We start from the raw sequence: 14,620 nt of genomic DNA on the forward strand, positions 1-14,620 counted from the left end.
CGGTTGGCACACGGAGCGGCTATGTTCGACATGGATCTTCCCTGGTGGGAATTCGTTGTACGCGGCCTGGCTGTTTACATGCTGCTGCTGGTCATGGTGCGCCTGTCGGGCCACCGCACGGTCGGCCAGTTCACGCCCTTCGACCTGCTGGTCGTCATGCTCCTGTCCGAAGCGGTGTCGAATTCCCTGGTCGGCGGCGATACCTCGCTGATCGGCGGACTGGTCGCCGCGGCCACCCTGGTGGCGGTCAATTCCCTGGTCGCGCTGGCCAGTTCGCGCAGCGCCAAGTTCGAGAAGCTGGTGGACGGCGACGCCGTGCTGATCGGCCGAGACGGCGAATTCTTCGACAAGGTGGTGCGCCGCTGCCGGCTGTCCGAGACCGACCTCGAAGAAGCCCTGCGCGAGCACGACTGCCCGCGCGAGGAAATGAAGCGCGCCTTCCTGGAAGCGGACGGCCAGATCTCCATCCTGCGCAAGCCGCAATAATTTTCATTACTCTTGCACCTGTTCCGGGGGTACTTTGATCCCCCGTACGGTGTGGGCAGTGCCAAATTGATGTGCTACTTTTTTCCTCAGTGCGCCCGGTCGGGTGTGCTGTCTGGTTCTTTCCTAATCAGGAGGATTACCATGAAAAAAGTACTGTCCGCACTAGCACTCGCTGCATCGACCCTGGCCCTGGCGCCGGCGGCATCTGCCCAGGACCTCTACCGCGCCGTCTCCAGCGGACCCGGCGAAGCGCCTCCCAACGGGTCCCCGGGCTCCAGCATCGCCACCTTCGACATCGACGGCAACATCTTGCGGGCCGAAGTACCGTTCCGCGACCTGCTGGCCGGCACCACCGTCGCCCACATCCATTGCTGCACCACCGAAGCCTTCACCGGCACGGCCGGGGTCGCCATCGGGCTGACCGATTTCCCCCTCACGGTCACGGCGGGCGACTACAGCCGCAGCTTCGACCTGTCCGACGCGGCGGTCTACGACCCGGCCTTCCTGGCGGCCTTCGGCGGCACCGCGGCCTCGGCCACCACGGCGCTGCTCGCTGCGCTCGCGTCGAACCAGGCCTACCTCAACATCCATTCCACGCTGTACCCGGCCGGAGAAATCCGCGGCTTCCTGGTGGCGGCGCCGATCCCGGAACCGGCCCACTGGGGGATGCTGGGCGTCGGGCTGCTGGGCCTGGCCGTGATGTCGCGCCGGCGTCCGGCCGTGGCGAAAAGGTGAGCCGGACAGTCCTGCGGCGCACGCCGGCGAACCCATGACGCAGGCGGTGCGCCTCTTCCATCATGATTCAACGTGGGCGCGAGCTGTCCAAATCTGAATCATGTCCTGCGGTTGTGGATTTGCCCGAACCGCGACAATTTAGTGATGGCCCCGCCTGCGTCCTTGCATGCGCCACGCCCCGCCCTAGACTGGAGGTTTCTCCAACGGCTCCCACCGCGCCCGCAGGGCGCAGCGCGTCCCGAAGGCCTATTGTTGCTTCGTGAAGGAATTATCATGCGCCCCCTCCAGCTCCTGCTTCCCCTTTCCCTTGCGCTGCTCGTTTCCAGCGCCGGCGCCCAGAACCTGCCCTACCCGCCCGCAGACACGGCGCCGCTCTCGACCGTGCAAGTGAGCGGCCTTGCCAGGGACATGCGGATCGAACCGCGCCAGGCAAAGCGCATCGCCGGCGCCTACGAGATGTCGAACGGCTGGTACCTGAGGGTCAATACCGCCGTGCGCCACATCGACGCCATTATCGACGACCAGCAGCCACTTCGCCTGGTCCAGGTAGCGCGCAACAAATTCGCGTCCGGCGACGGCAATGTGACGATGGAGTTTGGCCGCGGCACCCAGCGCGATGAAATGGAGATGAGCTACGTGCCTGGCGGCGCATTCGCCCAGCGCGTGGTCATGACCTCGACGCTGGCCCAGCGCTGAGGCTAGCGCGCAGCGCCCTTCTCCACCAGCAGCACGCTCCATGCCGGTATCGCGGCGGCCCAGAAGGCGCCGAGCGATGCCGGCCGTTCCAGCGCCAGGCCGAGGAAGCGCGCCGCCTGCACCAGCGCGTCGATCGCAGCGGTTTCGTCCCCCGGCGCCACCGCCAGCGCGCCGGTCTGCTTCGACAGCTTTTCGCCAAGCTCGTTGCGCACCACCGGCACGTGCAGGTAGCGCGGCGTCGGCACGCCGAGCACGCGCTGCAGGAAGACCTGGCGCGGCGTCGAGTCGAGCAGGTCCGCCCCGCGCACCACGTCGGTCACATGCTGCTCCGCGTCGTCCACCACCACTGCCAGCTGGTAGGCCCAGAACCCGTCCGCGCGCTTGAGGACGAAGTCGCCCGAGTCATGCGTGAGGCGCTGCGTTACTTCGCCCGCGAAGCGGTCGCTGAAGCTGATCACGTCGTAGCCGGGTTCGGGCACGCGCAGGCGCAGGCTGCGCATGCTGCGTCCCTCGGCCAGCCCGTAGCGGCAGGTGCCGGGGTAGATCGCCGCGCCGTCGGGCGCGACGCCCAGGCGCGAATCGGCGATCTCGCGCCGGTTGCAGCCGCACGGGTAGGTATGCTCGGCGATGCGCTCGGCCGCGGCCTGGTACAGGTGCTTGCGCCGGCTCTGCCAGACGATCTCGCCGTCGGCATGCATGCCCAGCAGGTCGAGCAGCGCCAGGATGCCCTCGGCCGCACCTGGCACGCTGCGGCCCTCGTCGATGTCCTCGATGCGCACCAGCCAGCTGCCGTGGTGGGCACGCGCGTCGAGATAGCTGGCCAGCGCCGCCACCAGCGAGCCGGCGTGCAGCGGGCCGGTGGGCGACGGGGCGAAGCGGCCGATGTAGGGGTCGTTCACGTGCGTCGCGCGCCGCTGTTATTTGGCGGCCTTGGCATGCTCGCCAATCACCTTGGTCACCTTGTCCGCCACCTCGTTCGGCACCGCCATCGACAGCTGGTAATGGACGATCTCGAAACCCTTCGCCGTCTTGCGGATCACGCCACTGGCCATGCACGGGCCCATGTTCGGCGTATCGAGCAGCTCGTCGAACCAGATCACCGATTTGTCGGGCGTGGCGTAGACGTTGCGGCGCGTGGCCTTGAAGCTCCAGGCCGACTTGCGCTCGAAGTACTTGCTGGCCCAGGCCTTGAAGTCGTCGCGCACCCACAGCTCGGTGCGGTCGGTGCCGATGTACACGCCGTCCTTGGCCATCTTGTCGAAGTAGGCCATGCGCGCATTGGCGGCGTCGTCGTGCCACTCGTCGACGAAGGCATTCACCTGTTTCGTCAAGGCGGCGTCGGTGGCGGCGCGGGCGTGGGCGGCGCCAAACAGGCCCAGGAACAGAACGGTGGCGGCAAGGAAGCGTTTCATGGTCTCTTTCATTGACAGGCGCAGGCGGGCTGCAAGCGCTCACAATAATGCAAGCCGCGCCGCCTTGCCAAGCTTAACGCGTTCTTAACGCGATGCGCGCTATCCTTCAGACGGAGGCATTTCGCCCATAACAACTTAGAATAGACGGATGCGCATCCTCATCGTCGAAGACCACCCCGACATCCTGGCCAATCTCTACGGTTTCCTGGAACCGAAGGGCCACCAGCTCGACTCCGCCCGCAACGGCTACGGCGGCCTGGCGCTCGCCTCCGAGAACGACTACGACGTGATCGTCCTCGACATCATGCTGCCGGGCCTGAACGGCCTCGAACTGTGCCAGAAACTGCGCACGGAGCTCGGCAAGTCCACGCCGGTGCTCATGCTCACCGCGCGCGACAGCCTGCCCGACAAAGTGGCCGGCTTCGACAGCGGCGCCGACGACTACCTGGTCAAGCCCTTTTCGCTGGTGGAGCTCGAAGTGCGGCTCAAGGCGCTGGTGCGGCGCTCGGCCGCCACCCATGCGCTGCATGCCACCATGCGCTTCGGCGAACTGAGTTTCGATCCCGATACCCAGGAAGCCTCGCGCGCCGGCGTGCCTGTCAACCTGACCAAGACCGGCTACACGCTGCTGCGCTGCCTGCTCGCGGCCGCGCCGCGCATCGTCTCGCGCGATGCGCTGGAACAGGCGGTGTGGGGCGAAGACCGGCCCGACAGCGACGCCCTGCGCACCCACATCCATGCGCTGCGCCAGGCCATCGACAAGCCTTTCGCCACCCCCATGCTGCAAACGGTTGCCGGCGTCGGCTACAAGCTGGTCGCGCCCGATGCGCAGCGCTGATTCGCTCAAGCGCCGCATCGTCGTCGCCTTCCTGCTGTTCGGCATCGGGGCGTCCGGTTTCTTCGCCATCGTGGCGGCGCTGGCGGTCGAAGGCATCGAAGTGCAGCTGGTGGACAAGCGGCTGGAAGCGACCGTGGCCTGGGCCGCGCCGCGCCAGGCGGCCGGGCTCGATATCGACATGCCGGCCGGCCTGCGCTTCCAGCGCAACGCGGACATTCCGACGCCGCTGCGCGGCCTGCCCGACGGCGTGCACAAGGTCGACGTCGGCGCCACCCGCCTGCACGTGCTGGCCGGGCACGACACGCTCGGCGGCTGGGTGCTGGTGGACCACGAGAGCGACTACGACAAGATCGAGCTGGTGGTGTACTCGATGTTCGCCACCGTCTTCGCCGGCTTCCTGCTGCTGGCCACCCTGCTGGGGCGCTTCCTGGCCACGCGCGTGGTCACGCCGATCCAGGAACTGGCCCAGGCGGTCGGCAACGACAGCGCGCCGCCCGCCCTCACCGGACGCAAGGACGAGCTGGGCGTGCTGGCGCGCGCCCTCGAGGCCCACACCGCCGAACTGCGCACCTTCCTCGACCGCGAACGCTACTTCACCGGCGACGTCAGTCATGAGCTGCGCAGCCCGCTCACCGTCATCATGGGCGCGGCCGAGATCCTGATGCAGGACGGCGCCCCGCCCGCCGTGCGCGCACCGGCCGAGCGCATCTACCGCGCCGCCCACGAAGCCGCCGAATGCGTCACCGTGCTGCTGCTGCTGGCGCGCGCGCCTGAACTGGGCGCGCTGGCGCCGGTGGCGGTCGACCAGGTCGCGGAAGAAGAAGTGGAACGCTACCGCCCGCTGGTGGCCGGCAAGCCGGTGGCGCTGCGCTTCCTCGATGGCCCGCCGCTGCCGGCGCGCGCGCCGCGCGAGCTGTGCGCGGCGGCGATCGGCAACCTGGTGCGCAACGCCTGCCAGTACACCGACCAGGGCGAAGTCGTGGTCAGGGTGCTGCCCGGCCAGGTGGTGGTCGAGGACACCGGCCCCGGCTTGCCCCCGGCCGTCGTCGCCACGCTTGGCAGCATTGAGGGCAGTCCCTCGCGCGGCTCGGCCGGCACTGGGCTCGGCCTGGCGCTGGCGCGGCGGATCTGCGATTTTTTGGGGGCGGGGTTCAGTTATGAAGCGCGTGAAGGCGGGGGCAGCCGGTTTACCATCAGCTTCGCCGTATAGGCGCGCACCCATTCACTCCCGCACGGCAGTCCCGCAACCCCTGAGTCGTCGTACCGGCGAAGGCCGGTACGACGGTCTTAGAGTTAGCGATAAAAACAATGTGCGCGCCATTCGAGCCGTTCACGCCAGCTTAACGCCCGGCTGACAGGCCGTTCACACCCCCGCCGCTATCGTTCAGTTAACGCAGCAACCCCTGCTGCGAGCCTTGAAACGATTCGCGAAGTGCACACATCGACCACCCGGCGCGTCAGCGCCAACACCCTTGTCCTGGCCGTAGCGCTGCTGCTGGCCTCCATCGCCAACCTCAATTTCTGGTCCGCCTTCATCCACGCCGTGGGCGGTTTCTCGCTTGCGCGCCTGCCTCTGATCGCGGGCAGCTTTGCGATCGTCGTGCTGCTGTTCCACGGCTTGCTCACGCCCTTCAGCTTCCGCTTCGTGGCCAAGCCCGCGCTGATCCTGTTCCTGCTGACGGCCTCCGCATCGGCCTGGTTCATCAACCAGTACGGCGTGGTGATCGACAAGGCGATCATCCAGAGCATTTTCGAAACCGACACGCGCGAGGCGGCCGAGCTGCTGAGCTGGCGCCTGGTGCTGTTCGTGGCGATGACCGGCGGCCTGCCTGCGCTGCTGGTGGCGCGCGCCAACGTGCGCTTTCCGGCCGGCGTGCGCGGCATCGGCCAGCGCGCCGGTATTGCGGCGGGCTCGCTGGCCGTGGCCGCGCTGCTGCTGGTGGTGCTGTTCAAGAGCCTGGCCCCGGCCGTGCGCGAGCACCGCGAACTGCGCTACCTGCTCACGCCGACCAACGCGGTTCAGGCGATGAACAGCTACCTGCGCAACCGCTGGAGTTCGCCGGTGCCGCTTGCCCCGCTGGGACGCGACGCCGCCAAGGGCAGCCGCTGGGCCGGCCAGGCGCGCCGCACGGTGACGGTGATCGTGGTCGGCGAGACCGCGCGCGCCGCCAATTTCTCGCTCAACGGCTATGCGCGCGACACCAATCCACAGCTTGCACGCGAACAGGGCCTGGTGAACTTCGCTAACGTGCAGTCCTGCGGCACGGCCACCGCGGTGTCGGTGCCCTGCGTGTTTTCCTCGCTCGGCCACGACCGCTACGACGACACCCGGGCCAAGAACCAGGAAGGCCTGCTCGACGTGCTCTCGCATGCGGGTTTCAGCGTGCTGTGGCGCGATAATAATTCGGGCTGCAAGGGCGTGTGCGACCGCGTGGCCTTCACCGACCTGTCCACGCCGCGCAGCGGCAACAGCCATTGCGACGGCGACGAATGCCATGACGAAGGCCTGCTCGAGGGCCTGCCGGACCTGATTAAACATGCAAAGAAAGACCAGGTCATCGTGCTGCACCAGAAGGGCAGCCATGGCCCCGCCTACGCGAAGCGCTACCCGCACGGCTTCGGGCGCTTCGGCCCGGTGTGCGAGACCAGCGAGTTCGAGAGCTGCAGCCGCGACGCCATCGTGGCCGCCTACGACAACACCATCCTGTACACCGACTTCTTCCTGGCAAAAACCATCGACCTGCTGCGCGGGACCGCGCGCGCCGAAGGCGTGGACACGGCGATGTTCTATTTTTCGGACCACGGCGAGTCGCTCGGCGAAGGCAATATGTACCTGCACGGCGCGCCCTACCTGTTCGCCCCGAAGGAACAGACCCACGTGCCGATGATGCTGTGGATGTCGGACGGCTTCAGCCAGCGCTTCCGCATCGACCGCGCCTGCCTGCAGGCGCGCCGCGACCAGCCGCTGTCGCACGATAACGTGTTCCATTCGGTGCTCGGCATGCTCAATGTCGAAACCGCTGTCCTGAATCCGAAACTTGACCTGTTCCATGCCTGTGTACGCAATTCCTGACATCCGGCAGCGCTTGTTGAGCAACAAGGCAGGCGTCGGGATCGCCATGGCACTTGGCATGGCGGCGCTACTGATCTTCGCGCTGGGACGCCACACCGATATCGACCTGCTGCTGGCCGACACCATGTACGACCGCGCCGCCGGGGTCTTCCCGTGGCGCGAGGCGTGGCTGGCGGCGACCTTCAACCACCGTATCCTCAAGCTCGCGCTGACCGTCCTGGCGGGCTGCATCATCGCGGCGGCGATCGTGGACGGGTTCTGGCCGCAGGCGCCGTTCGAACGGCCGCTGGCAAGGCTGCGGCTGCGCATTGTCGCCTGGTCGGCGGTGCTGGTGCCGCTTGCCACCAGCCTGCTCAAGCAGTCCAGCGACGCGCACTGCCCGTGGGACCTGGCGCGCTACGGCGGCGTGCAGCCCTACACGCGGCTGTTCGAAGCGCTGCCCGCCGGCGCCCTGCCCGGCCACTGCCTGCCGGCCGGCCACGCCTCCAGCGCGTTGTGGCTGGTGTCGCTGGTGGTGCTGTGGCTGCCCGGGCAGCCGGGCAAGGCCTGGCGCGGCGCCGGCGCAGCGCTGGCGGTCGGGTGCGCGGTGGGATGGATGCAGCAACTGCGCGGCGCGCACTTCCTGACCCATACCCTGTGGTCGGCCTGGATCGCGTGCGCCATCGTCGCTGCGCTGGTGCTGCTACTGCAGCCTAGCGGTGGTACACGCCTTCGCGTTCCGGCTGGTACTCGACGCCGTGCACCTGCACCTCGAACTGGCCGCCATCCGGCCGCTCCCAGCTGATCGCATCGCCTACCTTCAGGCCCAGCAGCGCGGTGCCGACCGGGGTCAGGATCGACAACTGCTCGGCGCCGCCGTTCATGTCCTTCGGGTAGGTCAGGGTCATGGTCACCCGTTGCGGCGAATCGGCAAAGGAAAAGCACACGCGCGAATTCATCGTGACGACATTCGGCGGCATTTCCCACGGTTCGGCCAGCGACGCGCGGCCCAGTTCATCGAGTAGCGCATCGCGCGCGCCGGCCTGCGCGGACGGCAGGGAATCGAGCATGCGGTCGAGGCGGTCCATATCCAGCCATGAGACGAGGATAGTCGGTTTCATCATTCACTCCTGATTGTGCCCGCAGCCTGGCGGGCGGATTGGTAACGGCCGTGGAAGCACGGCCGGCAAATCAAAGGGAAGGGGTGAGGCTCGGGAGGACGGAGTACAGCGCGGAACGGTCCTCACCGAGCCCAGGCGAGCCAGGCGAGGTTGCGCGAGGACTGCTGCACCGCTCGCAACACAGCGGCGCAATCACGTTCGACGGACGCGGCGAAGCCCCTGCCCTGCTGGCAGGCGCTGGTGCGCGGCGATGTGGAACGTGGTGGGTTCATGGGGGTTAAAAGCTGACGGACAGGGACCAGTATAGCCCTTATGCAGGATCCGTCAACGCGCCGGCGTCAATCGCAGGCGGGCGCACGCCGCAAAGGGCACCAGGAACGGGTACAGTCCCCACACCGCGCGGCCGTCGACGCGCACGCACAGGGCCGCATACAGCGGCGGCAGCGCCATCAGCGCGAGCAGGGTCGCGAACGGCCGCAAGGCCGGCGGCGCGCTGCGCCAGCCCAGCACCGCCAGCGGCACGATGATGCATGCGCTGCCCGCGATCGACAGCAGCGAACGCACGTCGCCCAGCGCATGCCGGACGGTCCACCAGCTCGGCGCCCAGGTATATCCCGGCAGCCCGGTGATCGTGAACCAGCGCACCGAAACGATCCAGGCGCCGGCGGCCGCGAGGAAAGCCAGGCCCGGCAGGATGCCGATGCGGCGCATGGCCACCAGCCACACCAGCAGCAGGATGTTCTCTTCGCGCACGGCGGTCCCCACCAGCCCCGCCAGCGCGGCAAGCCAGGGCTGGCCGCACAGCAGCGCCAGCACGAAGGCGGCGCGCGCGCACACCGAGCCGGGATCGACCAGCAGGTAGGGTGCGTACCAGGCCACCGGCAGCGACACGATCATCAGGAGCCCGGCGCCGATCGCTCGGCGTTCGCTCAGGCCGGCACGCAGCGCGGCGGCCGACATCAGGCAGGCGCCGGCCGTGACCAGCACCCAGTTGAGCATGGCGAAGCCGTTGCGCAGCTCGCCCGGGATCACCGATGCCACCGCAGGCACCAGCAAGCGGTAAGGGAAAGGCGCGACAAGCTCGCTGGCCGGGATCTCGCCGCGCAGGTAGCGCGCGGTGTCGAAATAGGCTTGCGAATCGGCGACGGTGCCGCCCCAGCGCCACACCATCAGCAGGAAGGCCAGCAGCGCAAAGGCGGCCGCCAGCAGGGGCCAGTCGACACGGCGAACGCTTGATGGGGAAAGGGTCTGGGACTTCGCTGTCAGCATGTGATCGGGTTTGATGGCGTAACGGTGCGGGATGATAGCAGCGCGCCCTGCGTAAGTACAGTTACACAGGGCGAATCGATGTCTGCTTATTTGCAAGGACGCTTGGCGCTGCGCATCGCATCGACTTGTGCCTGGGTGATGAACTTGGGCGCCGGCTCGTCCTCAGGAAAACCATCTGCCCCACGCCGCACGACCTTCGGCGGCGGTTCGTTCGGGCAGCCCTTGACCGAGGGCGGCAGCGAGGCGGCTAACGCAAACAACTCGCCGCGCAAAGGCGAGCCGGCCACGTTGGCGTCGATCCACAGCTCGTAGCCGCGGCGGTTCTCGAACCACGACAGCACCGACACCGCCTGCCCCGACGGGGCCTGCAGGACGACCAGGCGCGCCGGCAGCTTGTTGATGCGTTCCGGTTCATCCGCCGGGTCGCGCCAGGCGCTGGTGCCGTCGGCCGACATGTCGTGCTCGAACAGCGTCAGCACCTGGCCACCGGGCATGCGAAAGCCTCGGTACAGGCGCGAAGGGACGTCGCCGACGGTTTCCGCCAGTGCGCCGAGTGCTGTCAGGCGGGCGAAGGGCGTGCGCGAGAGGTCCACCGGCGGGAAGGCCAGGCCTTTCATTTCGGCCGCCTTGTCTTTCATGCGGACGGTGTAGCGATCGAGGTTGGCGGCGCAGACGAGGTTGTAGCCACGCTGCTTGACCTCCGCCGCCTTGCGCGCGTTGGCGGTGGCGAAGCCGGGGTCGTTCGGTGGCGGGCCCAGGCCGCATTCGATGCTTGCGGCGGCGGGGGCGGCGTGGGTGAGTGCTGAATACAGCAAGGCGGCAGCGAGCAAGCTGCCGGTTCGGATTGATCGGTTCATGTGCACTGCGGCTGGTCTTTGCTGTTCATAGGGACGCAGGGTAGCAGATGGAGGGGCGTGCAAATGCGCGGATTTCCGCGATGACGAAATTGATGAAAACGGTGGGTTTTAGGCCGGAGCAGTTCGCAAGCGATAAAAGCATTTTTTTTGTTACCCCCAAAGCGTCGTTCCCGCGCAGGCGGGAACCTAATTTGCGTGCGCTATCGAAACGCAAACAAACTTGGGTTCCCGCCTTCGCGGGAACGACGGGGTTATTGCAGCTATGTTTTGCTACTGGCGCGGATTGCCACTCACACCGACCGCGGCATCTTGGTAATGAGCTTATCCAGCGTAATCGGATAATCCCTCACCCTCACCCCGGTCGCGTTGTACACCGCGTTCGCAATCGCCGCAGCGACCCCGCAGATGCCCAGTTCCGCAATCCCCTTGGCCTTCATCGGCGACGACATAGGGTCGGTCTCGTCCAGGAAGATCACCTCCTGGTGCGGGATGTCCGCATGGACTGGCACCTCGTACCCGGCCAGGTCGTGGTTGACGAAGTAGCCGAGGCGCGTGTCGACCGCCAGTTCTTCCATCAGCGCCGCTCCCACGCCCATGGTCATGGCGCCGATCACCTGGCTGCGCGCGGTCTTGGGGTTGATGATCCGCCCCGCCGCGCACACGGCCAGCATGCGGCGCACGCGTACTTCGCAGGTGGCGGCATCGACGCCGACTTCGACGAAGTGGGCGCCGAAAGTGGACTGGTGGAAGCGCTTGTCGAGGTCGCCGTATTCGATCGTGTCTTCGGCCACCAGCTCGCGCTCGCCGGCCGCCTGCGCCAGCGGGATGCTGCGCTCGCCCACGCGCACCAGTCCATCGGCGAAGATGGCGCGCTCCGGATCCAGGCCTGCCTGTTGCGCGATGGCGGCGCGCAGCTTCATGCAGGCGGCGTAGACGCCGGCCGCCGAGTTGTTGCCGCCCCACTGGCCGCCCGAGCCGCAGGACACCGGGAAGCTCGAATCGCCCAGGCGCACGCGCACGCGCTCGATCGGGATGCCCATCATCTCGCTGGCCGTCTGCGCCAGGATGGTGTAGCTGCCGGTGCCGATGTCGGTCATGTCGGTTTCCACCGTCAGGATGCCGCGGCGGTCCAGGCGCACGCGGGCGGCCGACTTCATCAGGAGGTTGTCGCGGAAGGCCGCGGCCACGCCCATGCCGACCAGCCAGCGGCCGTCGCGCAGCTTGCCCGGTTGCGCGGAGCGCTTGTCCCAGCCGAAGCGCTGGGCGCCGGTCTGCAGGCACTGGACGAACTGGCGCTTGGAGAACGGTGGATGTGGCACGTGCGGGGCCTTTTCCTTGTCCTTGGACTGCGGATCGGCGCCGGCCGGCTTTTCCGGATTGTCCGGCACCACCTGGGTGTCGTTCAGGATGCGGAACTGCACCGGGTCGATGCCCAGCTTTTCCGCCATCTCGTCCATCGCGATCTCCAGCACCGCCATACCGGGCGCCTCGCCTGGCGCGCGCATGGCGTTCGCTTCCGGCAGGTCCATCACGGCGACGCGGTTGGAGGTCATGCGGTGCTCGCCCGCGTACAGCGCGCGGGTTTGCGTGGCGCCGTTTTCCGGGCTGCCTTCGGGCAGGTTGCCGGACCAGCTTTCGTGGCCGATGGCGGTAATCTTGCCTTCGCGCGTGGCGCCGATGCGCACGCGCTGGATGGTGGCCGAGCGGTGCGTGGTGTTGTTGGGGATGAGCGCGCGCGGCAAGCTCACCTTCACCGGGCGCTTCGCGGCCCGGGCGCCCAGCGCGGCCAGGATGGCGTCGGCGCGCACGAACAGCTTGGAGCCGAAGCCGCCGCCGATGTAGGGCGACATGACGTGCACCTTGTCTTTCGGGATGCCGAGCGTCTTGGCGACGTCGCCCTTGCTCCAGGCGATCATCTGGTTCGAGGTCCACAGCGTGAGGCGGTCGCCATCCCAGGAGGCCAGGCTGGCGTGCGGCTCCATCATGGAGTGCGATTCGTGCGCGGTGGTGTACTCGCCGTCGTGGCGCATCGCGCTCGACGCAAAGGCGCCGGTGAAGTTGCCGATCTTGGTTTCGGCCGCCTCCCCTTTCGGCGCGGTGGCCTTGTTTTTGACCGCGTGCAGGTCGAATACACCCTGGTCGCGGTCGTACTTGATGCGCACGAGGTGGGCGGCGTCGCGCGCCTGCTCGAAGGTCTCGGCCACCACCACGGCCACGGCCTGGTGGTAGTGTTCAACACGCGGCCCCGCCAGCAGCTTGGCGGTGTTGAAGTTGCCCTTGGCGAGCTTGCCGGCATTTTCGGCATTGACGATGGCGATCACGCCCGGCGCGGCCCTGGCGGCCGACAGGTCCATCGAGACGATGCGGCCTTTCGGGATAGCCGAGCCGATGATGTAGCCGTGCGCCTGGTTCGGCACCACGTCGTGGCGGTCCATAGCGTACGGCGCCGTGCCGGTGGTCTTGAGCGGGCCGTCGACGCGGTCGACCGGCTGGCCGACCACCTTGAGCTGGTCGATCGGGTTGGTAGTGGCTGGTTCGTTGAATTTCATGGCTTACCCTTTGGCTTCAGCGATGATGGCGGCCAGCGTGCGCTCGACGAGCGGCACCTTGAACGCATTCTCTTCGGTCGTGCGGGCGCCCGCGAGCAGGCTTGTTGCCACTGCCTGTGCGCCGCGCGGCATCGCGCCTTCGGCCGACTCGACCCGCCACGGCTTGTGGGCGACGCCGCCGAGCGCAACGCGCCCGCTGCCGTCACGCTGCACGATGGCCGCTACCGACACCAGCGCGAACGCATACGAGGCGCGGTCGCGCACCTTGCGGTAGCTCTGGAACCCGCCGACCGGCGCCGGCAGCGTCACCGCCGTGATCAGCTCACCCGGTTTCAGGTTGTGGTCGAGGTGCGGCGTGTTGCCCGGCAGGCGGTGGAAGTCGGCGATCGGGATCACGCGCGTGGCGCCGCCCGGCGACACGGTTTCCACCTGCGCGTCCAGCACCCGCATGGCCACCGCCATGTCGCTCGGGTGGGTGGCGATGCAGGCATCGCTCTGGCCGACGATGGCGTGCAGGCGGGTAAAGCCGCCGATGGCGCTGCAGCCGCTGCCCGGCTTGCGCTTGTTGCAGGGCTGGTTGGTGTCGTAGAAGTAGGGACAGCGGGTGCGCTGCAGCAGGTTGCCGGCGGTGGTGGCCTGGTTGCGCAGCTGGCCCGAAGCGCCCGCCACCAGCGCGCGCGTGAGCACGGCGTAGTCGCGCCGGATGCGTCCGTCGGCCGCCAGGTCGGAATTGCGCACCAGCGCGCCGATACGCAGGCCGCCGTTCGGCAGCGCCTCGATGCGGTCGAGCGCGAGGTCGTTGACGTCGATGAGGTGGGACGGCGTTTCGATCTGCAGCTTCATCAGGTCGAGCAAATTGGTGCCGCCGGCGACGAAGCGCGCATTCGGGTTTTTTGCGGCCGCATCGGCGGCTTCGGCCGGCGACTTGGCGCGCTCATAAGTAAAGGCCTTCATGCTTTGACTCCCGCTACCTCGGCGATCGCTTCCTGGATGTTGGAATAGGCGCCGCAGCGGCAGATATTGCCGCTCATGCGTTCACGGAATTCCAGCGGGCTGGCCTGCACCTTGGCATTCAGGTCGCCCGTCACGTGGCTGGGTGCGCCGGCGCGCATCTCGTCGAGCATGCCGACGGCCGAACAGATCTGACCCGGTGTACAGAAGCCGCACTGGAAGCCGTCGTGCTTGATGAAGGCGGCCTGCAGCGGGTGCAGGTTGTTCGGGGTGCCGAGGCCTTCGATGGTGGTGACCTCGTGGCCTTCCTGCATCACCGCCAGCGTGAGGCAGGACGTGGTGCGGCGGCCGTCGATCAGGACCGTGCAGGCGCCGCACTGGCCCTGGTCGCAGCCCTTCTTGCTGCCGGTGAGGTGCAGCCGGTCGCGCAGCGCGTCGAGCAGCGTGGTGCGCGGGTCGACGTTGAGCTGGCGCTCGATGCCGTTGACCTTCAGGCGGATGCTCATGGTGGTCGGCGCGGTCGGCGCCGTGGCCTTCGGGACTGCAGCCTCGGCCTGCGGCGCGAGCTGCGAGACAACGGCAACACCACCGACCGCGACGGTCGAGGCCTTGAGCAGTTGCCGCCTGTTTGGATCGAAGTCGGACATCGTTCTT

At 67.7% G+C, this 14,620-nt stretch carries 15 protein-coding genes; 7 read left to right on the forward strand and 8 right to left on the reverse strand.

From position 1 onward, the window contains the following. Positions 1-21: 21 nt before the first annotated feature. The 3 genes from BM031_RS05890 to BM031_RS05900 all read left to right on the forward strand — a co-directional run bounded on the left by BM031_RS05890 (position 22) and on the right by BM031_RS05900 (position 1,917). A complete protein-coding gene (locus tag BM031_RS05890; protein WP_091872345.1) occupies positions 22-486 on the forward strand; it encodes a DUF421 domain-containing protein in 465 nt (154 codons plus the stop codon). 141 nt (positions 487-627) lie between these two features. Next, positions 628-1,221: a CHRD domain-containing protein gene (locus tag BM031_RS05895; protein ID WP_091872348.1), complete on the forward strand. Its 594-nt coding sequence runs from the start codon at positions 628-630 to the stop codon at positions 1,219-1,221. Between the two features lie 273 nt (positions 1,222-1,494). Continuing rightward, the gene (locus tag BM031_RS05900; RefSeq protein WP_091872350.1) at positions 1,495-1,917 is read left to right on the forward strand and encodes a hypothetical protein; all 423 of its coding nucleotides are present in this window, start codon (positions 1,495-1,497) and stop codon (positions 1,915-1,917) included. Between the two features lie 2 nt (positions 1,918-1,919). Here BM031_RS05900 and gluQRS read toward each other — a convergent pair whose 3' ends face one another. Together gluQRS and BM031_RS05910 are read right to left on the reverse strand one after the other, a co-directional pair. Beyond that, positions 1,920-2,816, reverse strand: coding sequence for a tRNA glutamyl-Q(34) synthetase GluQRS (gluQRS, locus tag BM031_RS05905; protein WP_091872353.1), 897 nt, complete (start codon positions 2,814-2,816; stop codon positions 1,920-1,922). Positions 2,817-2,834: 18 nt separating this feature from the next. Further along, positions 2,835-3,329: a nuclear transport factor 2 family protein gene (locus BM031_RS05910; RefSeq protein WP_091872356.1), complete on the reverse strand. Its 495-nt coding sequence runs from the start codon at positions 3,327-3,329 to the stop codon at positions 2,835-2,837. Positions 3,330-3,477: 148 nt separating this feature from the next. On the opposite strand from BM031_RS05910, the gene BM031_RS05915 reads away from it, so the two are divergent. The 4 genes from BM031_RS05915 to BM031_RS05930 all read left to right on the forward strand — a co-directional run bounded on the left by BM031_RS05915 (position 3,478) and on the right by BM031_RS05930 (position 8,024). After that, a complete protein-coding gene (locus BM031_RS05915; RefSeq protein ID WP_091872358.1) occupies positions 3,478-4,167 on the forward strand; it encodes a response regulator transcription factor in 690 nt (229 codons plus the stop codon). Further along, positions 4,154-5,377 (forward strand): sensor histidine kinase, encoded by a 1,224-nt coding sequence (locus tag BM031_RS05920; protein WP_091872361.1) that lies wholly within the window; start codon positions 4,154-4,156, stop codon positions 5,375-5,377. Before BM031_RS05915 ends, BM031_RS05920 begins: the two co-directional genes overlap by 14 nt. Before the next feature lie 222 nt (positions 5,378-5,599). Continuing rightward, entirely contained in the window at positions 5,600-7,240 is a 1,641-nt protein-coding gene (locus BM031_RS05925; RefSeq protein WP_091872363.1) for a phosphoethanolamine transferase, read from the forward strand. Positions 7,241-7,256: 16 nt separating this feature from the next. Further along, entirely contained in the window at positions 7,257-8,024 is a 768-nt protein-coding gene (locus tag BM031_RS05930) for a phosphatase PAP2 family protein (protein WP_229408635.1), read from the forward strand. Here BM031_RS05930 and rnk read toward each other — a convergent pair. The 6 genes from rnk to paoA form a co-directional block, all read right to left on the reverse strand. After that, entirely contained in the window at positions 7,933-8,340 is a 408-nt protein-coding gene (gene rnk, locus BM031_RS05935; protein WP_218147568.1) for a nucleoside diphosphate kinase regulator, read from the reverse strand. The two genes, BM031_RS05930 and rnk, sit on opposite strands and share 92 nt — an antisense overlap. A 324-nt stretch (positions 8,341-8,664) precedes the next feature. Beyond that, on the reverse strand, positions 8,665-9,609 hold the full coding sequence (locus tag BM031_RS05940; protein WP_091872371.1) for a hypothetical protein: 945 nt from the start codon (positions 9,607-9,609) through the stop codon (positions 8,665-8,667). Between the two features lie 86 nt (positions 9,610-9,695). Beyond that, on the reverse strand, positions 9,696-10,466 hold the full coding sequence (locus BM031_RS05945) for a hypothetical protein (RefSeq protein WP_143084513.1): 771 nt from the start codon (positions 10,464-10,466) through the stop codon (positions 9,696-9,698). Positions 10,467-10,756: 290 nt separating this feature from the next. Beyond that, a complete protein-coding gene (locus tag BM031_RS05950) occupies positions 10,757-13,015 on the reverse strand; it encodes a xanthine dehydrogenase family protein molybdopterin-binding subunit (RefSeq protein ID WP_091872377.1) in 2,259 nt (752 codons plus the stop codon). Between the two features lie 3 nt (positions 13,016-13,018). Then, on the reverse strand, positions 13,019-13,969 hold the full coding sequence (locus BM031_RS05955) for an FAD binding domain-containing protein (protein WP_091872380.1): 951 nt from the start codon (positions 13,967-13,969) through the stop codon (positions 13,019-13,021). Continuing rightward, positions 13,966-14,613, reverse strand: coding sequence for an aldehyde dehydrogenase iron-sulfur subunit PaoA (paoA, locus tag BM031_RS05960; protein ID WP_091872382.1), 648 nt, complete (start codon positions 14,611-14,613; stop codon positions 13,966-13,968). Before paoA ends, BM031_RS05955 begins: the two co-directional genes overlap by 4 nt. Between the last annotated feature and the right edge of the window lie 7 nt (positions 14,614-14,620).

It is taken from the genome of Massilia yuzhufengensis, from assembly GCF_900112225.1.
Classification (GTDB): Bacteria; Pseudomonadota; Gammaproteobacteria; order Burkholderiales; family Burkholderiaceae_D; genus Telluria; species Telluria yuzhufengensis.